Genomic DNA, 24,203 nt, shown 5'->3' with positions numbered 1-24,203 from the left:
AGCTCGTGGCCCTGGAGTGCCCTGGCACCATCGCGGCGACGTACAATCCAGGCATCAAGCTCGAAGCCCAGGCCATCTCCGCGACGGCGATGGGGAGCTTCGGGCCCTGCGTCGGTGTGCCGCTGACCTTGCCCTCCGGTACCTTCACCGCCACTGGCGGCGGCACCTTGAGCTGTGTGACGGGAGATTCAACCTTCGATGCGGTCATCAACTGGAATGACAACTCCACGAGCAACGCGTCCGTCACCGCCACCATCGACGTACGCCCCGGGGGGGGCGGTCGTCGTCTATACGGGGACGCTGAGCAGTGGGAAGTTCAACGGCGCGACCATTGTCATCACCGTGGCCCTCCTCACGACGGACCTCGACAACTGTCTCACCGCGCAAGGCGTGACATTCACCAGTGGCGCGGGCACCATCACCTTCGCCAAGGTCCTGTGACGGCTCGCCCCGGCACGGGTCAAAGCCCGTGCCGGGGCGGCATGCGCCTGACGTGAGGGGCTCAGCGTAGCGCTGGCAGCACCCGCGCGGCGAAGGCGTCGATGAACGGCTCCTGCCAGCGATTGACGTTGTGCAGGTAGAGGTGACTGAACCCGAGCGCCACGTCCTGGGAGAGCCAGTCCACGTGGCGCTGGAGGCTGGAGGCCACTCGCACGTGGCCCTCCAAATCCCTGGGCTGCACCGTGCGCGCCAGCCCCTCGAACTGGGAGGGGCGGCGCAGGTCCGAGAGCACGGAGCTGGCGAAGATGTTCGGAGCCCACTGCTCCATGGCACCCTGGAGCGCGGCCTGCTCGTCCTCGGCCCACGAAAGCTGCACCTTGAGGAACATGGGCTTGCCCTCGCCGCCTCCGCGATGAAAGGCCTCCACCATCTTCCGCAGCTGCTCGGGAGGCTTGCTCACGGTGATGAGGCCATCCGCCCAGCTCCCCACCCACTCCGCCGTCTGGGGAGTGATGGCCGCGCCCACCAGCAGGGGCGCCTGGGCCGGGCGTGAGTAGAGCTTCGCCTCCTCCACCCGGACGAGTCCTCGGTGCGTCACCGTCTCTCCCTGGAAGAGGGCGCGCATCACGTCCACGCACTCGCGCAGCCGGGCGTTGCGCACATCCTTCGGCGGCCAGGGCTCCCCCGTCACGCCTTCGTTGACGAGCTGCCCGCTGCCCAGCGCCGCCCAGGCGCGTCCTGGGAACATCTCCGCGAGCGTCCCCAGTGCCTGCGCGATGATGGCGGGGTGGTAGCGCTGTCCCGGTGCGTTCACCACGCCCAGGCTCGTCAGCTTCGTGGTGGCCAGGGCCGCGCCCATCCAGCTCCAGGCGAAGCCGCTGTGTCCTTGTGCCTCGCTCCATGGGTGGAAGTGGTCGGAGTTGAGCGCCGCCGTGAAGCCCGCCGCGTTCGCGCGCTGTACCAGTCGAAGCAGTTCGCTGGGAGGAATCTGCTCGTGGGAGGCGTGGTAGCCGAGCGTGAGCATGCGCGCGCACGTTGGTGTCGCCTTCTTGGTTTCGCGAGTCCACCTGATGACCAAGTGTGCGCTGTCGCACGCATGTGTCACGTCGTGGCGGCGCCTCTGCCTCGGCATCCCCACCCTGCATCCAGGGAGACGGATGATTCAGGACCTCTGGTACAAGAACGCGGTCATCTACTGCCTGGACGTCGAGACGTTCATGGACGGAAATGGCGACGGCGTGGGCGACTTCATCGGCCTGCAGCGTCGCCTGGACTATCTGGCCGGCCTGGGTGTCACGTGTCTGTGGTTGATGCCCTTCCACCCGACGCCCAACCGCGACAACGGCTACGACATCACCGACCATTATGGAGTGGACCCCCGGCTGGGCACGCCGGGTGATTTCGTGGAGTTCACGCATCAGGCGAAGCAGCGCGGGATGCGCGTCATCATCGACCTGGTCGTCAACCACACCAGCGACAGGCACCCGTGGTTCCTGGACGCGTGCAAGGGCCGCGACAGCCGCTTCCATGACTTCTACGTGTGGTCCGACAAGAAGCCCCGCGACGCGCACGAGGGAATGGTCTTCCCCGGCTCGCAGAGCACCACCTGGACGCATGTCCCCGCGGTGAAGCGCTGGTACTTCCACCGCTTCTTTCCCTTCCAGCCGGAGCTCAACGTCGCCAACCCCGCCGTGCGCGAGGAGCTGCTCAAGGTGATGGGCTTCTGGCTGGAGCTGGGCGTGTCCGGCTTCCGGGTGGACGCGGTTCCCTTCCTCGTGGAGCTCAAGGGGACGAAGGACGACGGCAACAAGGACCCGTACGCGCTGCTCAGCCGGATGCGGGAGTTCCTCTCGTGGCGCAGCGGGGATGCCATTCTTCTGGCCGAAGCCAACGTCACCATGGAGGAGGTGATGAACTTCTACGGCAAGGAGGGGGACCGGATGCAGATGGTCTTCAACTTCGCCGCCAACCAGAACTTCTTCCTCTCACTGGTGACGGAGGACGCGACGCCGCTGGTGGAGGCGCTGCGCTCAGCGCCCCGGTTGCCTCACCTGGCGCAGTGGGCGAACTTCCTGCGCAACCATGACGAACTGGACCTGGGGCGACTGCCAGCGGCGGCGCGCAAGCGCGTCTTCGCGGAGCTGGGCCCGGAGCCGAGGATGCAGCTGTATGGGCGGGGACTGCGCAGGCGGCTTGCCCCCATGCTCGCGGCGGACCGTCGCCGGCTGGAGTTGTCGTTCAGCCTGATGCTCTCGCTGCCGGGCACTCCGGTGCTCTGGTACGGGGACGAGCTGGGCATGGGCGAGGACCTGTCCCTGCACGAGCGGCAGAGTGTGCGAACGCCCATGCAGTGGTCCAACGAGCCCCATGGGGGCTTCACCCGGGCGCCGGAGCCCTTCCGCCCGGTAGTGGCCAGGGCGCCCTTTGGTTTTCCCCAGGTGAATGTCGAGCAACAGCGCAGGGACCCGTCCTCGCTGCTCAACTGGATGGAGCGCATGGTGCGCATGCGCAAGGAGTGCCCGGAGCTGGGCTGGGGCGCGTGGAAGCTCCTGCGTGTGAAGCCTCCGCACGTCCTCGCGCTGCGCTACGACTGGAAGGGCGAGACGCTGGTGATGCTGCACAACCTGTCCGGCAAGGCGTGCGAGGTGGGCTTCTCGCCCGGTGGGCCTCCGGCGCGGCTGGTGCATCTCCTGTCGGAGGCGCACTCCGCGCCGGGCAAGGCAGGGCGGCATCGGGTGACGCTGGAGGGGTACGGCTACCGGTGGTTCCGGATGGAGCCCCGCGCCATGCCCGCCGCCACGGCTTGAGCGCTCGCGGCGCGTACCTGCCTGGGACGGCGCCGCGCTAGGCTGCCACCCATGCTGACGGGTGGTGGGTCGAGGATTCTCGCGGGAGTCGGAGTCGTGGGCGCGGTGGGCTTCCTCCTCGCGATGGACACGGGGCGCCCCGAGGTCCGGCTGATGACGAAGGCGGTGCCCATGCTCTGCCTGCTCCTGTGGCAGTGGCCCCCTCGGGAGCGTTATGCCCGCTGGGTCTTCGCGGGCCTGGGGCTGTCGCTGCTCGGCGACGTGTTGCTGGACCTGGGGCCGGAGTTCTTCCTGCCCGGCCTGGGCGCCTTCCTGTTGGCCCACGTGAGCTACACCGCCGCGTACCTCACCGTGACGCGCGGGCTCCAGTGGGCGAGGGCGCTGCCCTTCCTGCTCCTGGCCGTGAGCGCCAGCGTGTTCCTGTGGCCCGGCCTGGGGGACATGGCGCTCCCCGTGACAGTCTATGTCGCCGTCATCTGCACGATGACCTGGCGCGCGGCGGCGATGCTGGGCACGCCCGGCCTGTCACGCCTGGAGCAGCAGGCCGCGTTCGCCGGCGCGCTGTTGTTCGCCGTCAGTGACGGCCTGCTCGCCATCAGGCTCTTCGTGCAGCCCGTGCCCGGCGCTGGTTACGCCATCATGTTGCTGTACTGGGCCGCGCAGCTCAGCATCGCGGTCTCCGCTCGCGGGCCGCGCGCCCACCCCGCGAGCGTCGGGCACTCCCTGGCTTGAGGGGGCCCGCGCGGTGGCGGGCGCCCCTTGCCGCACCTGTCAGTGGCGGGTTTCCTTGGGCGCGCTGAACGAGCGTAGGAACTCGATGAGCAGCCGCGCGCCGTAGCCCGTGGCCCCCTTGGAGCGCCACGCCTTGTCGCTGTCGATTCGCGACGTCCCCGCCATGTCGATGTGCGCCCAGGGAATGCCGTCGACGAACTCCTCCAGGAACAGGCCCGCGGTGATTTGACCCGCGTTCACCCCGCCGATGTTCTTGAGGTCCGCGACCTCTGAATCGAGCTCGCCCCGCAGGCGCTTGTCGAGCGGGAACTGCCACACCGTCTCGTCGGACTTCTCGGCCGCCGCGCGCACCTGGTCGACGATGCCTTGATGGTTGCCCATGACCCCGGCGTTGTCGTTGCCCAGGGCCCGCTCACAGGCTCCGGTGAGCGTGGCGATGTCGAGGATGGCGTCGGGGGCTGGCTTCTCCTCCGTCGCGAGGACAAGGCCGTCCATCATCACCAGCCGGCCCTCGGCGTCGGTGTTCAGGACCTCGATGGTCTTCCCGCCCCGGGCCGTCAGGACGTCGCCGAGCCGCATCGCCTTGCCTCCCGGCATGTTGTCCGTGCACATGAGATACCCGGTAACGGAGGCCTTGACGCCGAGCGCGGACAAGGTGGACATGGCGGCGAGGATGGCCGCCGCGCCGGACATGTCTGTCTTCATCGCGGCGTGGACCAGGTCGTTGGGCTTCAGGCCGAGTCCGCCCGAGTCATACATGATGCCCTTGCCAATCAACGACACGCGGCCGAGGGGCTCGAGGGCCTTGCCTCGCTCGTCTTTCGGCCGATACGAGAGCTTGATGAGGCGCGGAGGCTCCGCGCTCCCGGCATTCACCCCGAGCATGCCGCCGCAGCCCATCTTCGCGAGGGCCTTCTCGTCGAAGACCTCGATGTCCAGCCCCGACGCGGCCGCCACCACGCGGGCAATCTCCTCCACGCGGCGCGCGGTGAGGAGCGTGGCCGGCGCGTTGGCCAGGTCGCGGGCCAGCTCGGTGGCCCGGGCCGTGATTCGGCCACGCTCGACGCCGCGCTTCACCTCTTCGAGGGGTAGCGACGACGACAGGAGGGTGAGGGCCTCCAGGGGCGGCTCCTGCTGGGACGTGCGCTTGAGCGGGCGATAGCGATAGCGCGCCAGGAGGACTCCCTCGACGACCGCCTGAGCGGCGACGTCGGGCGCGATACCGCCGAGGTCCGGCAGCGTGAAGCCGAGGTGGACGTAGTGGCCCGCTGCCCGTGCGAAGGCCGCCGCGGCATCGCGCAGGGACGCGAGGTCACTGTCTGCCTTTTCTCCGATGCCGACGACGACGAGCGCCGAACCCTCCGCGCGTGGAATGACGAGGGACTGGCCGACCTTGCCCGTAAATCCAGCCGCCTTGAGCTGGGCCCGGCTGAGCCCCAGCTCACGGGGGACCTCCCCATCGACTCCGACAGGGATGCCCAGGACGCCCGCCTCTTTGGGCAGGGCCCGTGAGACCTGGAGCGTGGTGGCCTCGAGCTCATCCACGGAAGGCGCGGGATGGAAGTCAGACACTGCTTCCGCATGGTACGTTGGAAACGTCATCGTCATGGCTCTGTCCTCGGGCGCTGTGCCAGCGCGGCGCTGACTGTCGAACTCGCGAAAATGTAGTCACGCGATATCCGGCGCGGTCATGCCCGCTGCCGAAGACGAGCCCCTCGTCGACTGGCCGCCAGGGAGCGGCCGGCCTCAGGCGTCGGGGCTCGACCTGAACAGGCTCAACCCGAGCCGCTGCGACAGGAAGCGCGCGGCGAGCTGCCCCTGGACGCTGTTGCCCGCGGCGTCGAGCCGTGGGGCGAACGTGCCCAACCCACCCTTGCCCGGCGCGACGGTGACGATTCCGCCGCCAATGCCACTCTTGCCGGGAGTGCCCACGTCATAGAGCCAATCTCCCGAGGTCTCATACATCCCCGCCGTGGCCATCACCGCGAGCGCGTGGTGGCAGACCTCCGCGTCGACCACCCGGGTCCGGGTCACCGGGTTGACGCCTCCGTCCGCCAGCGTGGCCCCCATCACCGCGAGGTCCCTGGCGGTCACCGCGAGCGAGCACTGACGCGTGTAGAGCTCCGTCGTGAGGGAGGGCTCTGTCTCCAGGCGGCCCAGGCCATGCAGCAGCCAGGCGAGCCCCTGGTTGCGGTGGTGTGTCTTCGTCGCGGAGACATACACCTCCTCGTCGAGCACGAGGGGCCTGCCGGCGAAGCGTGACAACCCCTCGTGGATGAACCGCCACCGGGCCTCGGGGCTGGTGCCCGGCACCAGGCTCGTCGTCGCGAGCGCTCCTGAGTTCACCATGGGGTTGGTGCGCCCGTCCGGGCTCTGGTCTATCGCCACGGCCGAGTTGAACGGCAGGCCGGTGGCATTGACCCCCAGCTTGCGCCGCGCCACCTCCGGGCCCAGCGCCTGGCAGACGAGGGCGAAGACGAACGGCTTGGACACGCTCATGAGGGTGAACGGGTGGTCCACGTCGCCCGCTCCGTGGCTGCTGCCGTTGATGCCGGCGACGCACACGCCGAAGAGGCGGGGGTCCACCCTCGCCAGCGCGGGGTAGACCTGGGAGCACGCTCCCTCCGTGTTCTCTCGATGACGTCGGTGCGCCTCGATGACCAGCTCCCCGACCCGCTCCGAAGCGGGGAGGTGTCCGGTGGAGATGAAGGCCGCCTCGTCTGCCGTATCCATGCGTGGCGGCCCTCCTGCTCGGAGTGGAGAGGCGAGGCGTTGCTCGCCTCGTCGGTCATCGGTCCCCTGGCGTTGGCTTCGCTGGAAGGGTTCGGTCGCGAGGGGTGGTTGTCAATGCCGCGGGCAGGCCTACTGCGCCTCGAGCATCAGGAAGCTGAAGTCCGCCGTCCCACTGCCGCTCGCCTTGGGGGCGTTGGAGTGGCAGCCCATGCAGGACGCGGTCGGCTGGATGAAGGTCTCCATCGTCGTGTTGGCGAGCACTGGCGGCGTTCCCTGGGGCGCTCCACCCGTGGCCCACTGGGTGCTGATGAGCTGGTAGTTGGCCCAGACGGAACCCTTGAGCAGCCCCCGGTAATACGCATTCAGGCTGGGGTCGGCCTGGATGGGCGTGGTGCGAGTCACCTGCACCGGCGCGTTGAGCGGCCCGCCGTCCGGAGCGAGCTCCGTGTACGGCTGGGTCGCCGTCTGCTGGTTGGGCTGGCAGTTCGTCGTGCAGTGCGGGTTGAAGAAGGACGACGTCGTGTTGTCCACCTGCTCGAAGGTGGACCAGAACCACTTCGCCTGGCTGGCCGTCTTGTGGATGATGTGCAGTCCCACCAGTCCCACGGTGACGGGGTTGGCTCCGGGACTCGGGGCGCCCGACTCGTCGTTGAGGACCCACGCCTTGCGCATGTAGAAGCGCTTTCCGGCGACCTCCTGCGCGGACAACACCTTCCACGCCGCCTTGACCTCCATGGCGCCCACCGGACCGCAGGGTTTGCCATTGCAGGGCCCGGGGTTCTGGGTGGGACCGGTGGGGAAGGAGATGGTGGCGCTCGTCTGACCCGCCGCGTTCCAGAGGTTGTTGGTGATGAGGTAGTTGTACTCGTCCTGGTTCAGTCGCTTTTCGTAGCGCACGAACCGGCCGTTCTGGTCCGTCAGGGGTCCGCCGACGGCCTGCTTGATGTCGGGGAACCTCTCGATGACGATGGCGGACGCCTTGGAGTCACTCACGAGCAGCTTGTCCACGTTCGAGTTGACGGCCTCGAGTCGGCCGGCCTCGGTCAGCTTCGTCAGCCGCCGCAGCTTCGTCTCCAGGGCCGCCGGCGTGTTGAACGTGCACCAGGCGCCGGGCTTGCTCCCGGGTGGCACGAAGATGTCGGTGTCCTCCGGGTAGGTCTCCCAGACGGTCGGCCCCTGTCCCGTGAGGATGCTGACCTGGGTGTTGGGCGCGCACGCGGACGTCGTCGCCGGCCAGTTGAGCGCGATGAAGGTGTTCCACGAGTAGACGTCCACGTCGGACTGGAACTCGCCGAAGCGAGGGCACGCGTCCACTGGCACCACCGACTGCGCGGGGGTGATGGCCGTGGCGCACGTGGAGCCGGGACAGGTGGGGTCCGGGTTGCACCCCGGCGGGAGTGCCTGGGCGGACGGAGTGTCCGTCGAGCCCACCGGAGAGGATGAGGGCGACGTGGTGGCACAGGCGACGATGACGGCTCCGGCGAGGACACCGCCCACCGTCAGCTGACGCAGGAGAGTGTGAGAGACGCTCATGGACGACCCAGGGGTAAGAGGGGACGACTGCGACGCTGCCCGTGCAAGGCGAGGGCCCCTGTCCAGGAGTGGCTGCAACCTCCCGGAAAGAGGAACGAGCCCCACGGGGCCCGCATCCACCCGCGTCGTGTGCGGACGCTGGTGCGTTGGTGCATCACGCAGCCAGGCGCGCCAGGGTGCCCGTGGGAGGCACCCCGCGCCAGCCAGGGGGAGGGGAGGGGTGCTCGATTCAAGACACCGCGCGGGTGTGTGGGTTCAACGCGGTGGGGCTTTCGCGCGGCGGGGTGGGCGCTTGATGATGTCGCCATGCCTCGCCGCCCCGCGCTTCCCGTCGTGCTGCTGCTCTCGTTGTCGTCCGCCCTCCTGCTGGGCGCGGCGCCTCCCGCCGCGACGGGGGCGGCGAGCTCCGCTCCGGTGACGCTCCGGTGGAAGGTGCCGCAGGAGTCGTTGGGCTACGCGTACACGACGGAGGACACGGACCCCCAGGGCGGCCGGATGCGCGTGGACCTCTCCAGCCTCAAGTCGCAGGGCGTCTCAGTGGGCAAGCGTCGGCAGCTCTTCACGATTCAGCAGCCCACGCAGGCCGAGATGGTGCTGGTGCTCACGCCGAAGCCCTCGGGTGACGTGGCCGCCAAGGTGGTGGTGACGCGGATGGACATGCCCAAGGCCAGGCGCCCGTCGAAGCAGGACCAGGCGATGGCCAAGGCGATGAAGTCCATGGAGGGCACGGTGCAGTTGCGTGGGAGCCTGACGCCCTCGGGGTTGGTGACCAGCGACCTCAAGCGAGAGCAGCGCAACCTGCTGGCGTTCATGGTGGAGCTGCCGACGAAGCCGGTCTCCGTGGGGGAGGTGTGGACCCACAGCGCGGACCTCCTGAAGATGGGCGGCCGGTGGCAGGGCGAGCATGAAGTCCTCAACCGCGTGGAGCTGGTGGCGCTGGAGCGCGAGGCGGAGGGGCGCACGGTGGCCGTCATCGACTTCACGCTCGCGGAGCGGCACGACGGCAAGTTCGAGCACTCCGACCCGTCGAAGTCGATGCCTGGGATGATGGAGATGTCCTACGTGGCGCGAGGCGAGTTCCTCGTCGAGGAAGGCCGCTGGAGGCGCATCGCCGGTCAGATGTCCACGCTCTCCAAGGGGCTGATGACAGGCAACACCGCGCAGCGGTTCGCCATGGTGCCGCTCGCGCCCATTCCCGCCGAGGTCCTCGCGGCCGAGTGACACGTGGGGCCGGGGTTCTCTCAACCCAGGGGCTGCGAGGTCATTACCCACTCCGTGGGCAGGTGAGAGGCGTTGCCCTAGAATCCCGGGTTCTCCTCGTTGAAGTGAGGCTGTCTCCTGGACCTGGCAACGCTGAACAAGCTGCTCTCGGTGGGTGTGCAGAATGGCGCATCGGACATCCACTTCCGCCCGGGTGACCCGCCCATCTACCGGGTGAACGGCGCATTGCGCCCCCTGAAGATGGACAAGCTCCAGGCGGACCACACCAAGCAGGTGGCGTTCCACGTCATCACGGACCCCTCCATCAAGAAGCAGTTGGACACGCTTCAGGAGTGCGACGCGTCCTACAGCCTGCCGGGGGTCGCGCGCTTCCGGGTGAACATCTACCGTCAGCGGGGCTCGCTGGCGTGCATCCTGCGCATCATCCCGGATGAAATCCCTACCATCGACGGGCTGGGCCTGCCGCAGGTGCTCAAGACGATTGCGAGCAACGAGCGAGGGTTGGTGTTGGTGACGGGCGCGACGGGCTCCGGGAAGAGTTCCACGTTGGCGTCGATGATTGACCACATCAATCGCACGGAGAACCTGCACGTCCTCACCATCGAGGACCCCATCGAGTTCATCTACAAGAACATCAAGTCGTCCATCTCCCAGCGCGAGATTGGCTCGGACACGACGAGCTTCGCGGTGGCGCTGAGAGGGGCGCTGCGCCAGGACCCGGATGTCATCCTGGTGGGAGAGATGCGCGACACGGAGACCATCGACATCGCGCTCAAGGCGGCGGAGACGGGCCACCTGGTGCTCTCCACGGTGCACACGACGGATGCCTCGCGCACCATCAACCGATTGGTGTCCGTGTTCCCCGCCGAGGAGCAGACGATGGTGCGCATGCGACTGGCGGACTGTCTGAAGGCGACGGTGTCCCAGCGGCTCCTGCCCCGGGCCAGCGGCAAGGGGCGCACGGTGGCGCTGGAAATCATGGTGCAGACGAAGACGGTGGAGCAGTACATCCGGGACGACCGCGCCAACGAGCTGAAGGACGTCATCGAGAAGGGCCGCGACATGTTCGGCATGCAGTCCTTCGACCAGCACCTGACACAGCTCTACCGCGAGGGGCTCATCACCCTGGAGACCGCCCAGGGCGCTGCCTCCAACCCGGCTGACTTCCAGCGCGCGCTCGAGTTCGATTGAGCCCTGGGCACGGCCCGTCCGAGCCGTCCGTTTCCGCTCGAGAGGGTCAGAGGGTGCAGTTCTGGTTGCCGGTCAGGGACTCGTTCGTCGCGCTGATACAGGCGCATGGACGACTCCCACGGCACTTGAACGAGTTGGACGCCTCGCACAGGTCGCTCACGCGCTTCCAGCGCCTGATGGACTGGTCGACATCGTCATACCGGGTGAAGAGCTCATCCCCACGGACCGCGAAGGTGAAGACGTCCTGGTTGGACTCCAGCGAGCTCTCGCCAGAGGTGTCGCAGGAGGTGGCCCTCGTCATCACCAGCTTTCCGTCCGCCACCTTCCAGGTCCCCAGCGTGTTGTCCCAGACCTGCTCCATGTGGATGAAGGAGCTTCCCTTGATGAGCATGGCTTCGGTGGACCGAGCACCGAGGCCCTGCTCGAGGCGATAGAGGCCGTCCGGAAGGGTTCCTCCGGTGAGCGCAGGTGCGTTCGTCACCTCGGTGTCGTCCACGCTCATGTTCGAGCACCAGCTCACGGCATGGCACTGGAGCGCGCCCCCCTCCTCTTCCTTTTCATGGGAGTCGCCACATGCCGTGGCGAGGAGGGACAGCGAGAGGGACAGTGACAGGGCACGCAGCATCTTCTTCATCGGGTCCTCCTGCATCAAGTCGGTGGGGAACCAACCCCCGACAGGAGGAGACAGGCCGGAGCCCGCTGTTGCGGAAAATCGACGGGCCCTTCTCGCCGTGGGTGGCTCGTTAGAAGAGGAAGTCCGTGGTGAGGAAGTCCGACTCCCGCCGGGTCAGGATGGACTGGACGAGCGTGGTGTTGGCGGGCGTCGTCTTCGTGGCGACGAGCGTGCGGATGGAGAACACGCGCAACGCATCCGCGACGGACAGCGTGCCCTCGGCGGAGTCCTTCCTCCCGTTGAAAGGGAAAGTGTCCGGGCCTCGCTGGCACTGGCAGTTGAGGTTGATGCGGCCGACCTGGTTGGAGAACGCGTCGATGAAGCGGCCGATGCGCGCCGAGTCCTTTCCGAACAGGCTCAGCTGCTGGCCGAACTGGGAGTTCACCACCAGCCGCACCACCTCCTCGTCCTCGTCGAACACCATCACCGGGACGACGGGGCCGAACTGCTCCTCGCTCGCCAGCCGCATGTCCTGCGTCACCGGGTACACCACCGTCGGCGCGTAGAAGGAATGGGCCGCCTGGCCTCCCGTCGCGTTCACCACGCGCGCACCCTTGGAAACCGCGTCGTCCACGAGGCCCTGGAGGTAGTCCGCCTTGCCCGGCTCGGGCAGGGGCGTGACGGAGACGCCCGGCTCCCACGGCATGCCGGGCTTGAGCTGGTCCACCGCGGCGGTGAACTTCTTCAAGAAGGTATCGACGATGCTCCGGTGCACCACGAGCAGCTTGAGCGCCGTGCACCGCTGGCCGTTGAAGGACAACGTCCCGGTGATGCACTCCTTCACCGCCTCATCCAGGTTCGCGTCCTCCAGGATGATGGCCGGGTTCTTCGCGTCCAGCCCCAGCACGGACTTCAGACGGTGGGGCCGGGGGTGCATCTTCTTCAGCTCGCTGGCGCCCCGGTTGGTGCCGATGAAGGCGAAGAGGTCCACCTGGCCACTCTCCATCAGCGCGCCCACCGTCTCGCGGCCCTTGCCGTAGATGATGTTGATGACGCCCGGCGGGAAGCAGTCGCGGAACGACTCCAGCAAGGGGCGGATGAGCAGCACGCCGAACTTCGCCGGCTTGAACACCACCGTGTTGCCCATCAGCAGGGCGGGGAAGAGCGTGCTGAACGTCTCGTTGAGCGGGTAGTTGTAGGGCCCCATGCACAGCGCCACGCCCATGGGGGCCCGGCGAATCTGCGCCATGATTCCCTGCTCCTGCACGAAGCGGGACGAGGTGCGGTCCAGCTCCTTCAGCGCGCGGATGGTCTCCACGATGAGGTCGATGGTGCGGTCGAACTCCTTCTCGGAGTCCGGCTGCGTCTTGCCAATCTCCCACATCAGGAGATTCACCACCGCCGTGCGCTGGGCACGCATCGCCACCACGAAGCGCTCGACGGCTTCGATGCGCTCGGCGACCTTCATCGTCGGCCAGACCCCCCGGCCCAGGTCATACGCCTTCACGGCCGCCGCGAGCGCCTCCAGCGACTCGCGAGAGGTGAGCAGCGGCGTGGCGCCCATCACCTTCTGCTTCAGTCCCTCGGGCGTCTTCACGTAGACGGGGCTGCGCACGGGGCTGAGGTCTCCCGCCCACGTCCGAAGCTCGCCGCCAACCAGATACTCGCGCTGCTCGAGATAGGCGGGGAGCCGCACACCCGGGGGAATCTGCTCGTCGGTCGGAAAGAGGTCAGCCAGTGCCGTCATGGGGGCCCTTTTTAACGGACCCCTCGCGGACTGGCACGCCTTCCAGCGTCCCTAGAAGGAGGTCTGGAGGCCCCCCTCGCCGCCGGACATCCAGTGTGGCGCAGTGGAACGAGCCGCCGAAGGAGTTGAAGCTCCGGACGTCGCAGAGCAGTGGTTTGAAGCCCCACTTCTCCGACGCGGGGACCGTGGAGCGGCGCAGCGGGCTGTCGTGCTGCCCGTACCTCATGGGCGGCCGGCTCCGGGGGCTGGAGGCCTGGGTGGCGCACTTCATCCGGAGCGAGGGCTGAGCACGGGCGCGTGCCTTGGGGAATCGAGCGAGGCGACGACCTCCGGAAGGTGGGGGCAGGCGACCGGGGGCTGGCGGATTGCCTGGCCTGGGGGCTTCACGGTCGGCTGACCGCATGAGCCCCCGGGGCTCCCGTGCGTAGATCTGGAGCGAGTCCCGCTTCCCCCTGGAAGGGACACGGGGCGATGGGGTTCGTGAGGGAGGGCGCGCGAGGGGGTCCGTGAGGACGCGCCGCGCAGTCGTTTCAGGAAGGAGCCGCGCGTGATGCACGAGGGGGATGCCTCCGCCGCTCGGGTGGGGGACTTGCTGGCCGGTTGGGAGAGTGAGCTGAGGGCTCGCTACGTACGCCGGGTGGAGCGGGAGCGCGGTCCCCGGGGCCTCGCCGAAAGCAGGCTGGTGGAGATGCTCCCCGTGCTCCTGGAAGCCCTCACCCGGGCGCTCTGGGAAGCGCGCGTTCCTCCGTCTCCCGCCATGCTCCATGCCCTGCGCGTCGGGCAGGCGGAGCGCTGGCAGGAACGCCCGGACGCGGACGTGGGCCTGCTGGCGCGAGAGTACGGCCTGTTCCACGACTGCCTGCTGGAGTTGCTCGAGGAGGTCGGGGCGCGCGCGTCCCTTCGTGAGCTGCGAATCGTGGAGGCGGTGCTGGCGGAGGCGACCGCGGACGCGGTGAGTCGCCACTCGGCGAACTCCCACATGCATGATGACGGTGCCTGGCTCCAGGCCATCATCGACCACGCCCCGCCCGTCATCTTCGCGAAGGACGCACAGGGGCGCTTCGTCCTCGTCAACCGGAGCTTCGAGGAGGCGCTGGGGATACCGCGCTCGCGCATCCTCGGGAGGACGGACTACGGCCTGTTCCCCTTCGATGTGGCGCACAGCAACCGTGAGCACGACGCGCGGGTGCGCGACACGCACGCGCCCCTGATGGCGGACGAGTACATCCCCGGCGTGAAGGGCGTGCGCACCTGGTTCGCCATGAAGTTCCCGCTGCCCGGCGGGGCGCGACCGGACGGCCCCTTCGTCTGCGGCATCTCCACGGACATCACCGACATCCGCCGCACGAACGCGGCCCGGGACTTCCTGCTGGAGGCGGGGAGGGTGCTGTCAGCCTCGCTGGAGCTGGAGGCGACCCTCCGGAGCCTCGCGGGCCTGGTGGTGGCGCACCTGTCCGACTACTGCACGGTGGACCTGCTGGATGGGGAAGGGAAGCTCGTCCGGCTGGAGGCCGCCGCGAGGGAGCCTTCGCGCCAGGAGCTCATCCGCCGCATCATGCCCTACGCTCCCCGCGTGGACGTGGACACGCCGCTGAGCCAGGCGCTGGCTCGAGCCGAGGCCCTCGCCGTGCCCCAGGTGACGCCGGACTGGTTGGAGTCCGTGTCCACCAACGCGGCGCACCGCGCGCTGCTGGAGGCCCTGTCGCCCCGGTCCTCCGCGCTGGTGCCGCTGGTGTCTCGCGGGCGCGCCCTGGGGCTCATCCACCTGGTGTGGACGCGTCCGCATGCGCCCGCGGAGATGGAGGCGCTGGTGGAATTGGCGCGAGGCGCGGCCGACCGCGCGGCGGTGGCCATCGAGAACGCGCGGCTGTACCGGGAGGCGCGCGAGGCGGTGCGGGTCCGCGAGGACGTGGTGGCCATCGTGAGCCACGACCTGCGCAATCCCCTCAACGCCATCCACCTGACGGCCACCGCGCTGCTCCGGCGCGCCGGGCTGTCCGAGGAAGGGGTGAAGGGAATCGGACGCATCCGCGATGCGACGCAGCGGGCCACGCGCATGATTCGCGACCTGCTGGACTTCACCCAGGCGCGCGTGGGCGAGCGCATTCCCATCCGGCCGCGTCCCATGGACCTGCATGGACTGACACGGCAGGCCGTGGATGAGCTGTTGCTCGCGCATCCCCAGCGGCATGTCCACGTGGAGCTGCACGGAGACGGGCGGCTGGACGCGGACGAGGACCGGCTGGCGCAGGTGGTGACCAACCTGGTGGGCAACGCGCTCCAGCACAGCGAGCCGGGCTCGCTCGTGCGGGTGGTGCTCCGGCAGGAAGAGGAAGGCGTGTGCCTGGAGGTCCACAACGCGGGCGCTCCCATTCCTCCGGACCTGTTGCCCACCCTCTTCGAGCCGTACCGGCGAGGCCCCGAGGCACGCACGAATAAAGGCAGCATCGGCCTGGGGCTCTACATCTCCCGGCAGATTGTCCTGGGGCACGATGGGCGCATCGACGTGGACTCCGCCGAGGAGGGCACCCGCTTCAGGGTGTGGCTGCCTCGCCCGGTCGAACCTGGGCTTCGCCCGGAGAGGTGGGGTATTCATCCGCCAGGTACCCCATGAAAAACCCCATCATCGCGACACGAGAACTCGTCCGAGGCGCCGCACGGTTTCATGACCTCGTCTACATCATCAGCAAGGGCAAGACGCTGCTCAGGGACGAGATCGCGCATACCAGCGTGGTGAGCGTCGACGGTGGGGACTGGGCCGACGGCGTGGACACGACCTGGAATTCGACGGCCATCGCGGTGGCGCGACAGCCCTCCGAGAAGATGGTCGTGGTGGGGGAGGATGGAGAGGTCGTCACCTACGTCGGTGGGAAGAGCAAGAACGAGGCGCTGAAGCCCGCGCCGGTGATGATTCGCAACGCGCGCGAAATCGCGGGGTGGGTCTACGCCTGTGGGATGAAGCGACAGGTCTACAAGCGCATCGGCGAGGCGAAGTGGGTGGCGATGAACGCGCCTGCCGCGGAGGCCACGGAGAAGGCGGGCTTCGCGGCCATCGACGGCACCTCGGAGACCGACCTCTATGCCGCGGGCTGGGGCGGAGAGGTGTGGCGCTACGACGGGAAGAGCTGGTCGCCCTGCGAGAGCCCCACGCGCGTCATCCTCAGCGCTGTCTGCTGCGCGCCGGATGGCACCGTCTATGTGGCGGGGCAGCAGGGCGTGCTGCTCAAGGGGCGCGGAAGCGCCTTCGCCGCGGTCCCCTGGGCGGAGGAAGTGACGAGTGACTTGTGGGACCTGTGCTGGTTCCGCGGCAAGCTCTACGTCGCCACCCTGTCCGCGCTGTACACGCTGGAGGGCGACAGGCTCGTCGAGGTCGACTTCGGCGAGGCGGGAACGCCTACGTGCTACGGGCTGGCGACCGCGGAGGACGTGCTGTGGTCGATTGGCCGCGACGACGTGGCCTCGTTCGACGGCACCACGTGGAAGCGCTACGAGTGACGCATCGCCGCGCCCGTGGCGCGCGGGGAAGACAGCTCCCCGCGCGTCAGGGACTCATCGGCTCAGGCCATCAAGGATAGGAGATGGACTCGACGAAGGACGGGTGGCCTGGATGGCACGCGGCCTCCACGTCGGCACCGACGATGGTGCCGCGCAGGATGCGGCTCGGCTGGCCCGGCCGCTTCACCGTGAGGGTGTAGGGCAGCGGGCTGTCGTCGCCATGCGTCGTCTCGAAGCTCGTGGTCTTCAGACAGACGTCATAGATGCCTCGCGCAGGCGCGGCCTCCTCCCCGCCCGGCGCCCGGGCCTGCTCGCCGGTGATGCCAGCCTCGTAGCTGACGAGTTCGCCGGAGGGCGTCCGGATGATGAGCTGGGTGTCCAGCGCCTGCTCCCACGTCGCGGTGAGCTGGAACGGCGTCACGCTGGTTCCGCAGACCCCGGACGTGCAGGTCCTCCCGCTGGCGCAGGTGTTGCCGCAGCAGCCGCAGTTCGCCTCGTCCGTGTTTGCGTCCACGCACCGCCCCGAGCATTTGACCTGCGGCGCCGGGCAGCTGCCGGGCACGCAGTCAAAGCCGCCGGTCTGATTCACGCACCGCTGGCCCGGGGTGCAGGTGTGCGTCCCGAGCGTGCACTCGTTGATGTCATTGCACGTGCGCCCGTTGCCCGAGTAACCCGCCTTGCACGTGCAGTTGTAGCTGCCCTGCGTGTTGCTGCAGGTGGCGTTGGCGGAGCACTGCGAGGTGCCGTTGGTGCACTCGTTGATGTCGTTGCACGTCCTGCCGTTGCCCGTGTAGCCGCCCTTGCACGCGCAGGTGTAGCTGCCTTGCGTGTTGGAGCAGGTGGCGTTGACGGAGCACTGCGAGGTGCCGTTGGTGCACTCGTTGACGTCCGTGCACGTCCTGCCATCGCCCGTGTACCCGCCCTTGCACGCGCAGGTATAGCTGCCCGGCGTGTTGCTGCACGTGGCGTTGGTGGAGCACTGCGAGGTGCCGTTGGTGCACTCGTTGACGTCCGTACACGTCCTGCCGTTGCCCGTGTACCCGCCCTTGCACGCGCAGGTGTAGCTGCCTGGCGTGTTGGTGCAGGTGGCGTTGGCGGAGCACTGCGAGGTGCCGTTGGTGCACTCGTTGATGTCGTTGCACGTCCTGCCGTTGCCCGTGTAGCCACCCTTGCACGTACAGGTGTAGCTGCCCGGCGTGTTGGTGCAGGTGGCGTTGGTGGAGCACTGAGAAGTGCCGTTGGTGCACTCATTGACGTCCGTGCAGACGCTGGGCTGGCCCGAACAGGCGTACCCCGGCTCCACCTGGCAGGTGGCGCTACAGCCGTCGCCCCCCGTGCGGGCGCCGTCGTCACAGCCCTCGCCCGTCACCACCCTGCCATCGCCGCACAGCGGTCCCGTCGCCTCCACCGCGTCCACCTGGTAGAGGGCGGCCAGCCCGCCCCGCAGCTTCACGAAGCGATAGGGCGTGGCATTCGTATAGGGGACCAGCGCCGTATAGGTGCCGAGCCCCAGCTCGATGAGCCGCACCTGTCCGGTGGTGATGACCGTCATGTCGGCGCGCAGGAACTCCACCTGCGCCACCACCGCCACCGTCAGGCCCCGGTAGTGGATGCGCAGCGGGCCAGTGCCTTCCTCGCCTTCGCCCATGTCCAGGTTGAGCGAGCCGCCCAGGGCCGCGAGGAAGCTCGCCACCGTCCCATTCGGCGCGCCTATTGCGTTGTTCGGGTTGAGGACGGCGACGACACCGCCCGGTGCCACCGCGTCCGCGTAAGGGTCTATCGCGAACTCGGACACCTTGTCCGTCGAGTCCTCTTCCTCCTGCTTCGCGGACTCGTCGTTGGCGGGGGCATCCCCCTCTGAATTGACACCACAGGCGCCGAGAACGGTGAACATCAACACCGTGCTCAGCGTGTGCCACAGCGTGGCCCTTCGATTGAACTCCATGTTTTGCTCCATTCCACTCAACAGACCGACAGCTCCCGAGGTCAGTCAGCCCTTCGGGAAACCGCCGGAATCCATGAAATGCATGGAGTTCAGTTCGCGCCTGGAGACCTTGCGCTTGTCTGGCGAAGCACGTGTGCCAATCGACAGGCGCCGCGTTGAGTATCGCGGCGGTGCGTCGAACGCGACATCAGGGGGACCTGCAAGGCACGCGCGGGTGCCTGGGCTGCGGGGTGCGTTGCGGGCGAGCTTCCGCTACGGCTTCTTGCGCCAGGCCTTGAGCTCCGCCTTCTTCTTCGCGCCCACTTCATCCAGCCTGTCCTGCCAGCGCTTGCGGTAGGGCCGCAGGGCGGCGGCCACGGTGCGCGCGACGACGAGGTTGCGGTACCACTTGGAGTCGGCGGGGACGATGGTCCACGGGGCGTTCTTGGTCGACGTGCGCGCGAACACGTCCTGGTAGGCCTGGGTGTAGTCCGCCCAGTGCCGGCGGTCCTCCCAGTCCCCGGCGCTGATCTTCCAGGCCTTGCGCGGCTCCTTCTCGCGGTCCAGCAGGCGCTGCTCCTGTTCCTTCTTGCTGATGTGGAGGAAGAACTTCAGGACGATGGTGCCGTTCTCGGAGAGCATCTCCTCGAAGTCGCGGATGTGCTCGTAGCGCTTCGTCCAGAGAGATTTGGGCGCCAGGTCATGGACGCGCACGGCGAGCACATCCTCGTAGTGGGAGCGGTTGAAGATGGAGAACTCGCCCTGGCGGGGTGTATGGCGGTGGATGCGCCAGAGGAAGTCGTGCTCGCGCTCCTCGGTGCTGGGGACGGCGAAGGAGGCGACGCTGACGCCTCGGGGATTGAGGCTGCCCACCACGTGTTTGATGGTGCCGTCCTTGCCCGCCGTGTCGCGGCCCTGGAGGACGATGAGCACGGAGTTCAGGCGCGCGCCCCATTGCAGGTCCTGGAGGTCGAACAGCTCCTCGCCGAGCGCGTCGAACTCCGCCTTGGCATCGGCCTTGAGGGCCTTCTTCGGCGGAGTCGTGTCGATGCTCTCCAACCGCACCCTGGCTCCCTGTCTCGCGCTGGTGATGAGTTGCATGGCTTCCTTTCCATCCGTCCCGGGGGACTCGCGTGGGGGGCTGGCGTCGTCGCCCCAGCCGTCCCCTGGTATCGCCCGGAACGGGCTGGGGCTGAACCCTTCATGCCTCCGTCATGAAGACTCCGTGAAGATGTGAGCACAGTGGGCCGCGCACCTCGGAGGGGCCGCGGCGAGCCTGCTCCGTGCCTCCTCCGCGAGCCGCGTCTTCGCCGAGGCCGTGCCGGGGGAGGGGTGATTTACATTTCGAGGGGGCTGAATTATGGGGGCCCATGACGCCACTGCTCCCCGACCCCGATGGCGAGCTGGATGCTCGCAACCCGCTGGTCATCACCGTGGATGACCTGCTCACCGACGACGAGTGCCGGGCGCTGGTGGAGCGAATCGAGGAGGCGGGCCCGACGGCGGCGCCCATCACCACCTCCTCGGGCTTCGTGATGCGTCCCGACATCCGCAACAACACCCGCGTGATGTTCGACGACTACGAGCTGGCGGACCTGTTGTTCCAGCGCATCTCGCCGCACGTCCCGCGCCGGCTGGAGCGTCAGTGGGAGCTCTCTGGCACGAACGAGCGGCTTCGGTGCTACCGCTACGATGCGGGGCAGTACTTCGCCCCGCACTTCGACGGGGCCTTCGTTCGCGACCGTGACGAGCGAAGCCTGCTCACCTTCATGGTGTACCTGAACGACTGCACCCACGGTGGCGCGACGAACTTCCTCTCGCTCGACCGCTCCGTGACGCCGCGTACGGGCACCGCGCTGCTCTTCAACCACCACCTGCTTCACGAAGGGGCGGAGGTCACCGCGGGCCGCAAGTACGCGCTGCGGACGGACCTGATGTACCGGCGCATCCGCTCGTGAGCCGGCGCTGACCCGCGGTGCCTGGCCCTCCGCGCGAGGTGCCACGGGCTCCGGAGCAAGAGGTCCCCGGAGCCCGTTCCTTCAGGGCTCAGTGAATCTCGATTTTACAGGTGGCGCTGCAGCCGTCGTTGTTCTGGCCGTTGCCGTCGTCGCACTCCTCGCCGGAGGTGAATTGAACGACGTGGTCTCCGCAGCGAGGCCCCAGTACGCAGCCCGGCGCGCATTCGCCGTAGCCCCCATTGTTCGTGCCGTCGTCGCACTGCTCCCCTTCATCGACGATGAAGTTGCCGCAGAGCGCGCTGCACTCGGTGTGCCGGGTGGTGAAGTCGTGGAGGGTGAGTCGGTACGAGGACGCGGTGGTGTGGCGCTCCGCCTGGAACACCGCGACCTCGTAGATACCGCCTGGCGTGAGCCCGAGCCGCGTGGCCTGGTTCGACAGGCTGACGTTGCCACTCATCGCGCCGTGTACCCCGCCCATGTCGAGGGCGAGGATGCGATTGATGAACACCCAGACATCGTCATCGCCTCGGAAATCGAGGACCTCGGTGCCCTTGTATTCGAACCAATAGCGCGTCTCGCTGGTGAAGCTGAAGTTGCGCGGCCGGGCGGGGTTGCCGTTGTCGCCGCGCAAGGGCTCCTGCCCGGAGGCGACCCAGCCCAGGTTGTCCAGTGGGAAGAAGCTCTGATTGTCGAAGATGTACGAGCCATTCGGCTGCCGGTGGAGGATGAGCGTCCCGACCTCGGGCTTGTTGACGAACGCCGTGTCGCGGAACCACTGGGCGAAAGCCGCGGCTCCGTGCGTCGTGAGGGAGGACCGGCCCTCCTTCGCGTACGCGGGCTTGCCGTTCGCATCCAGGGTGTTCTTCACGATGCCGGTCTCCGCGCCGTTCTTGTTCTCGAAGTCGATGTGTCCCCTCGGCAGGGAACTGGAGGCCGGCAGGTCGTAGCCCCGGAAGTCGCGGTAGACGATGGGGAGGGCCACCTGGGCGGGAGGTGACTCGATGGTGATGACGCATTGGAAGCCGGGTTCGAGCTCACACGACGACGAGCAGCCATCATGGGCGCGCGTGTTGCCGTCGTCGCATTCCTCGGTCGTGTCGTTCGGCAGCAGCACTCCGTCGCCGCAAACGGACTCACAGACGCCGTTGGTGCAGAGAGGCTCCCTCATGCAGAGCGGGGAGCAACCGTCGCCGGTGTCGTTGTTTCCATCGTCGCACTGCTCGGTCCCTTCGGTCACCTGGTCGCCGCAGGTGGTGCGGCTGCACGGCTGGCCGACAATGGGGCACTTGTAACCGGACTCCAGACGGCACGAGCCGTTACAGCCGTCCGCGGAGGTGGTGTTGCCGTCCTCGCACTCCTCTTGTCCGGCGAGGATGCCGTCGCCGCACGCCGCCGCGCCGCAGGCCCCGCCGTTCGCCGGGCAGCTCCAGCCGGTCTCCACGGCACAGCTCGTGTCGCAGCCGTCGTTGCTCGTCGTGTTGCCGTCGTCGCAGACTTCCTGGCCATCCACCTGGCCGTCGCCACACACGGGAAGCAGGACACAGGGCTGGCCTGCCTGCTCGCACACCCAGCCAGGTTCGACCTCGGCGCAGCTCGCGGAGCAGCCGTCGCCGCTCACCGTGTTGCCGTCGTCACAGGCCTCCGAGAGCTGGCGGTGGCCATCGCCGCAGGTGCTCATTCCGGCGTCGGGTTCAGGGGCAGGTCCCCCGTCGAGGGGCCCCGCGTCCGGCTCCGGTGCCGGTCCCCCATCAAGCGGCCCCGCGTCCGGCTCTGGCTGGGGGCCCGGCCCTCCGTCGGTACCCGTGTGGGTGCCTGAGTCCTCCTCGTTGCCGGGCGTGCCGGAGTCCTCTCCGCCGTCGGGCGGGCCCGCGTCGCCACCGCTGTCTGGGATGGACGCATCGGGGGGCCGGGTACCGGCATCCGTGTTGGGAGAGTCATCTCCGCCGCACGCGGACAAGACAAGGAACAGGGTGGCGAGCAATGCGCTCAGCGACCGCGAATGAACACGAGGAATCGGCATAGGGATGAGAGAAGGAAGTGAGGGTTGAGGCGGAACTTGGAGGGTGACTGACTCCAGATGTTGTCGCTCGGCGATGGCCCGCCTGGGCGCAGCATGATGCCCGGAACCGCTGACATCATTGGGTGTTGTCCCCCGCGCTTCGGACGTTCAGGAATGCTTGAGATTTGTACCATGGTGACAGGTGCCACCCCATCGACAGACCATGGGCCGCCCGCCCCCGGGTGTAGCCCCGGACCCACGGAGGGAGATATCCGCTAGGGTCGCAGACCCCCGTGATTGGAGTCCCCATGCGACCCTCCTCCCTGGTCCTGCTCCTGCTGCCCCTGACTGGCGCCGCCGCCGTGAAGAACGTCTCCACCGTGGCGGAGCTGCAAGCCGCGCTCGCGTCGGCGAAGGCCGGTGACGACATCGTGCTCGCGGACGGCACCTACACCGTGAACGCGAACCTGGACTGCAAGGCGGAGGGCACCGAGGCCCAGCCCATCACCGTGCGCGCCGCGAATCGCCATGCGGCCCTCATCCGCTTCAACGCCGTGGAGGGCTTCAAGGTGTCGGGTCGCTCCTGGGTCTTCGACGGGCTCACCATCGAGGGCATCTGCGCGCGAGACCCAGACTGCGAACACGCCTTCCACGTCACAGGCCACGCGGAGGGCTTCGTGTTGCGCCACAGCCGGGTGCGCGACTTCAACGCGCAGCTCAAGGCCAACGCGACGAAGAACACCGAGGGTGTCTTCGAGATGCCCCACCGAGGGCTCATCGAGCACAACGACATCTACGACACGCGCCCGCGCGCGACGTCGACTCCCGTCACCAAGCTCAACATCGACACCGGCGACGACTGGGTGGTCCGCGACAACGAGCTGCACGACTTCTCCAAGCAGGGCGGCATCTCCTACGGCGCCTTCATGAAGAGCGGAGGCAAGCGCGGCCTCTTCGAGCGCAACCGCGTCGTCTGCGCCAGGGACCTGCCGGCCTCGGACACCCGGATTGGCCTGTCCTTCGGCGGCGGCGGAACGGGGGCCGCGTTCTGTGCGCCGGCCTTCGATGCGAACGTGCCGTGTGACCCCGAGCACTCGGATGGCATCCTGCGAAACAACATCGTCGCGAACTGCTCGGATGTCGCCGTCTACCTGAACCGGGCCACGCGCACGAAGGTGCTGTTCAACACCTTCATCGGCACGACGGGCGTGGACTTCCGCTTCGCGTCCTCCACCGGCGAGGCCCACGGCAACGTGTTGTCGTCCGTCATCCGGGGCCGCGACACCGGCAGCTTCACGGCGGGCACGAACTTGATGAACGTGGCCACCGCCACCTGGACGTCCTGGTATGCCGCGCCCCTCCAGGGCGACTTGACGCTCAAGGGCTCCGTGTCCCAGCTCGTCGGCGCCGCCGCCCCCAATGCCCTCGTCAGCGAGGACTTCTGCCGGCGTCCTCGGCCCTCCACCGGGGCGCACACGCTGGGCGCGCTGGAGCATTCGCTGGGCAACTGCGAGCCGGGCACGGGTGAGCCCGACGCAGGTTCCGGAACGCCCGACGCGGGCTCGGGCCAGCCGGACTCGGGGAGCGGCAACGCGGACGCGGGGCCTTCGGATGCGGGCTCTTCGGACGCGGGTCCGGGGCCGGACAAGGACGCGCCTGGGGACGACGGTGGATGCAGCGCCAGTCCGGGCCTGTGGCCCCTGCTCCTCGCGCTGCTGGTGCCGCTGAGCCTGCGCCGCCGCTTCCGCCGCGAGTGAACGCGGTGGGCCCCTGGCTTTTCCGTCAGGGGCCCGCGCGACGCGGGGACAT

19 protein-coding genes are annotated in these 24,203 nt (G+C 68.2%); 10 read left to right on the top strand and 9 right to left on the bottom strand.

The annotated features are described in order from the left end of the window. Positions 1-216 precede the first annotated feature (216 nt). Positions 217-441 (top strand): hypothetical protein, encoded by a 225-nt coding sequence (locus tag HUA76_RS35380; protein WP_174463330.1) that lies wholly within the window; start codon positions 217-219, stop codon positions 439-441. A 61-nt stretch (positions 442-502) separates the two neighbouring features. Here HUA76_RS35380 and HUA76_RS35375 read toward each other — a convergent pair whose 3' ends face one another. Continuing rightward, entirely contained in the window at positions 503-1,465 is a 963-nt protein-coding gene (locus tag HUA76_RS35375; protein ID WP_174463329.1) for a TIGR03885 family FMN-dependent LLM class oxidoreductase, read from the bottom strand. Positions 1,466-1,598: 133 nt separating this feature from the next. On the opposite strand from HUA76_RS35375, the gene HUA76_RS35370 reads away from it, so the two are divergent. Beyond that, positions 1,599-3,248 (top strand): alpha-amylase family protein, encoded by a 1,650-nt coding sequence (locus tag HUA76_RS35370; RefSeq protein ID WP_174463328.1) that lies wholly within the window; start codon positions 1,599-1,601, stop codon positions 3,246-3,248. Positions 3,249-3,299: 51 nt separating this feature from the next. Beyond that, a complete protein-coding gene (locus tag HUA76_RS35365) occupies positions 3,300-3,980 on the top strand; it encodes a lysoplasmalogenase (protein ID WP_174463327.1) in 681 nt (226 codons plus the stop codon). A 39-nt stretch (positions 3,981-4,019) separates the two neighbouring features. On the opposite strand, the gene HUA76_RS35360 is transcribed toward HUA76_RS35365, so the two are convergent. From HUA76_RS35360 to HUA76_RS35350, 3 genes are all read right to left on the bottom strand, one after another. Continuing rightward, complete coding sequence (locus HUA76_RS35360; protein WP_371823557.1) at positions 4,020-5,552, bottom strand: leucyl aminopeptidase; 1,533 nt, start codon at positions 5,550-5,552, stop codon at positions 4,020-4,022. 174 nt (positions 5,553-5,726) lie between these two features. Beyond that, positions 5,727-6,713 (bottom strand): glutaminase A, encoded by a 987-nt coding sequence (gene glsA / locus HUA76_RS35355; protein ID WP_174463326.1) that lies wholly within the window; start codon positions 6,711-6,713, stop codon positions 5,727-5,729. 129 nt (positions 6,714-6,842) lie between these two features. Beyond that, positions 6,843-8,246: a hypothetical protein gene (locus HUA76_RS35350; RefSeq protein WP_174463325.1), complete on the bottom strand. Its 1,404-nt coding sequence runs from the start codon at positions 8,244-8,246 to the stop codon at positions 6,843-6,845. 306 nt (positions 8,247-8,552) lie between these two features. On the opposite strand from HUA76_RS35350, the gene HUA76_RS35345 reads away from it, so the two are divergent. Further along, entirely contained in the window at positions 8,553-9,467 is a 915-nt protein-coding gene (locus HUA76_RS35345) for a hypothetical protein (protein WP_174463324.1), read from the top strand. A gap of 117 nt (positions 9,468-9,584) precedes the next feature. Then, positions 9,585-10,658: a type IV pilus twitching motility protein PilT gene (locus HUA76_RS35340; protein WP_141646455.1), complete on the top strand. Its 1,074-nt coding sequence runs from the start codon at positions 9,585-9,587 to the stop codon at positions 10,656-10,658. Positions 10,659-10,704: 46 nt separating this feature from the next. Here the strand turns inward: HUA76_RS35340 and HUA76_RS35335 are convergent, their stop codons facing one another. Next, a complete protein-coding gene (locus HUA76_RS35335) occupies positions 10,705-11,292 on the bottom strand; it encodes a hypothetical protein (RefSeq protein ID WP_174463323.1) in 588 nt (195 codons plus the stop codon). A 109-nt stretch (positions 11,293-11,401) separates the two neighbouring features. Further along, the gene (locus tag HUA76_RS35330) at positions 11,402-13,018 is read right to left on the bottom strand and encodes an NADP-dependent glyceraldehyde-3-phosphate dehydrogenase (protein WP_174463322.1); all 1,617 of its coding nucleotides are present in this window, start codon (positions 13,016-13,018) and stop codon (positions 11,402-11,404) included. Between the two features lie 95 nt (positions 13,019-13,113). Here HUA76_RS35330 and HUA76_RS35325 point away from each other — a divergent pair, with 95 nt between their 5' ends. From HUA76_RS35325 to HUA76_RS35315, 3 genes are all read left to right on the top strand, one after another. Next, entirely contained in the window at positions 13,114-13,305 is a 192-nt protein-coding gene (locus tag HUA76_RS35325; protein ID WP_174463268.1) for a hypothetical protein, read from the top strand. 263 nt (positions 13,306-13,568) lie between these two features. Then, a complete protein-coding gene (locus HUA76_RS35320; RefSeq protein ID WP_254614702.1) occupies positions 13,569-15,632 on the top strand; it encodes an ATP-binding protein in 2,064 nt (687 codons plus the stop codon). Next, on the top strand, positions 15,629-16,513 hold the full coding sequence (locus HUA76_RS35315; RefSeq protein ID WP_217440642.1) for a hypothetical protein: 885 nt from the start codon (positions 15,629-15,631) through the stop codon (positions 16,511-16,513). The genes HUA76_RS35320 and HUA76_RS35315 overlap by 4 nt, the downstream gene beginning before the upstream one ends. Before the next feature lie 70 nt (positions 16,514-16,583). On the opposite strand, the gene HUA76_RS35310 is transcribed toward HUA76_RS35315, so the two are convergent. Further along, positions 16,584-18,458 carry an EGF domain-containing protein gene (locus HUA76_RS35310; RefSeq protein WP_174463320.1) on the bottom strand — a complete coding sequence of 625 codons (1,875 nt, stop codon included), beginning with the start codon at positions 18,456-18,458 and terminating at the stop codon, positions 16,584-16,586. A gap of 252 nt (positions 18,459-18,710) precedes the next feature. Beyond that, positions 18,711-19,538 carry a PPK2 family polyphosphate kinase gene (locus tag HUA76_RS35305; RefSeq protein ID WP_141646447.1) on the bottom strand — a complete coding sequence of 276 codons (828 nt, stop codon included), beginning with the start codon at positions 19,536-19,538 and terminating at the stop codon, positions 18,711-18,713. Positions 19,539-19,807: 269 nt separating this feature from the next. Between HUA76_RS35305 and HUA76_RS35300 the strand changes: the two genes are divergently transcribed. Next, positions 19,808-20,395: a 2OG-Fe(II) oxygenase gene (locus HUA76_RS35300; RefSeq protein WP_141646446.1), complete on the top strand. Its 588-nt coding sequence runs from the start codon at positions 19,808-19,810 to the stop codon at positions 20,393-20,395. 88 nt (positions 20,396-20,483) lie between these two features. Here HUA76_RS35300 and HUA76_RS35295 read toward each other — a convergent pair whose 3' ends face one another. Further along, complete coding sequence (locus HUA76_RS35295) at positions 20,484-22,415, bottom strand: DUF4215 domain-containing protein (RefSeq protein WP_174463319.1); 1,932 nt, start codon at positions 22,413-22,415, stop codon at positions 20,484-20,486. Positions 22,416-22,702: 287 nt separating this feature from the next. On the opposite strand from HUA76_RS35295, the gene HUA76_RS35290 reads away from it, so the two are divergent. Next, positions 22,703-24,151 carry a chondroitinase-B domain-containing protein gene (locus HUA76_RS35290; protein WP_174463318.1) on the top strand — a complete coding sequence of 483 codons (1,449 nt, stop codon included), beginning with the start codon at positions 22,703-22,705 and terminating at the stop codon, positions 24,149-24,151. Positions 24,152-24,203: the final 52 nt, after the last annotated feature.

It is taken from the genome of Myxococcus sp. CA056, from assembly GCF_013336715.1.
Taxonomy (GTDB): Bacteria; Myxococcota; Myxococcia; order Myxococcales; family Myxococcaceae; genus Myxococcus; species Myxococcus llanfairpwllgwyngyllgogerychwyrndrobwllllantysiliogogogochensis.
This window is presented reverse-complemented; position numbering and strand designations above follow the sequence as displayed.

What these genes read in the sequence shown, in the direction of transcription:
- HUA76_RS35380 (WP_174463330.1), top strand. Translation starts at nt 217, where the DNA reads ATGACAACTCCACGAGCAACGCGTCCGTCACCGCCACCATCGACGTAC.
- HUA76_RS35375 (WP_174463329.1), bottom strand. Translation starts at nt 1,465, where the DNA reads ATGCTCACGCTCGGCTACCACGCCTCCCACGAGCAGATTCCTCCCAGC.
- HUA76_RS35370 (WP_174463328.1), top strand. Translation starts at nt 1,599, where the DNA reads ATGATTCAGGACCTCTGGTACAAGAACGCGGTCATCTACTGCCTGGAC.
- HUA76_RS35365 (WP_174463327.1), top strand. Translation starts at nt 3,300, where the DNA reads ATGCTGACGGGTGGTGGGTCGAGGATTCTCGCGGGAGTCGGAGTCGTG.
- glsA (WP_174463326.1), bottom strand. Translation starts at nt 6,713, where the DNA reads ATGGATACGGCAGACGAGGCGGCCTTCATCTCCACCGGACACCTCCCC.
- HUA76_RS35350 (WP_174463325.1), bottom strand. Translation starts at nt 8,246, where the DNA reads ATGAGCGTCTCTCACACTCTCCTGCGTCAGCTGACGGTGGGCGGTGTC.
- HUA76_RS35345 (WP_174463324.1), top strand. Translation starts at nt 8,553, where the DNA reads ATGCCTCGCCGCCCCGCGCTTCCCGTCGTGCTGCTGCTCTCGTTGTCG.
- HUA76_RS35335 (WP_174463323.1), bottom strand. Translation starts at nt 11,292, where the DNA reads ATGAAGAAGATGCTGCGTGCCCTGTCACTGTCCCTCTCGCTGTCCCTC.
- HUA76_RS35330 (WP_174463322.1), bottom strand. Translation starts at nt 13,018, where the DNA reads ATGACGGCACTGGCTGACCTCTTTCCGACCGACGAGCAGATTCCCCCG.
- HUA76_RS35320 (WP_254614702.1), top strand. Translation starts at nt 13,569, where the DNA reads ATGCACGAGGGGGATGCCTCCGCCGCTCGGGTGGGGGACTTGCTGGCC.
- HUA76_RS35315 (WP_217440642.1), top strand. Translation starts at nt 15,629, where the DNA reads ATGAAAAACCCCATCATCGCGACACGAGAACTCGTCCGAGGCGCCGCA.
- HUA76_RS35310 (WP_174463320.1), bottom strand. Translation starts at nt 18,458, where the DNA reads ATGGAGTTCAATCGAAGGGCCACGCTGTGGCACACGCTGAGCACGGTG.
- HUA76_RS35305 (WP_141646447.1), bottom strand. Translation starts at nt 19,538, where the DNA reads ATGCAACTCATCACCAGCGCGAGACAGGGAGCCAGGGTGCGGTTGGAG.
- HUA76_RS35300 (WP_141646446.1), top strand. Translation starts at nt 19,808, where the DNA reads ATGACGCCACTGCTCCCCGACCCCGATGGCGAGCTGGATGCTCGCAAC.
- HUA76_RS35295 (WP_174463319.1), bottom strand. Translation starts at nt 22,415, where the DNA reads ATGCCGATTCCTCGTGTTCATTCGCGGTCGCTGAGCGCATTGCTCGCC.
- HUA76_RS35290 (WP_174463318.1), top strand. Translation starts at nt 22,703, where the DNA reads ATGCGACCCTCCTCCCTGGTCCTGCTCCTGCTGCCCCTGACTGGCGCC.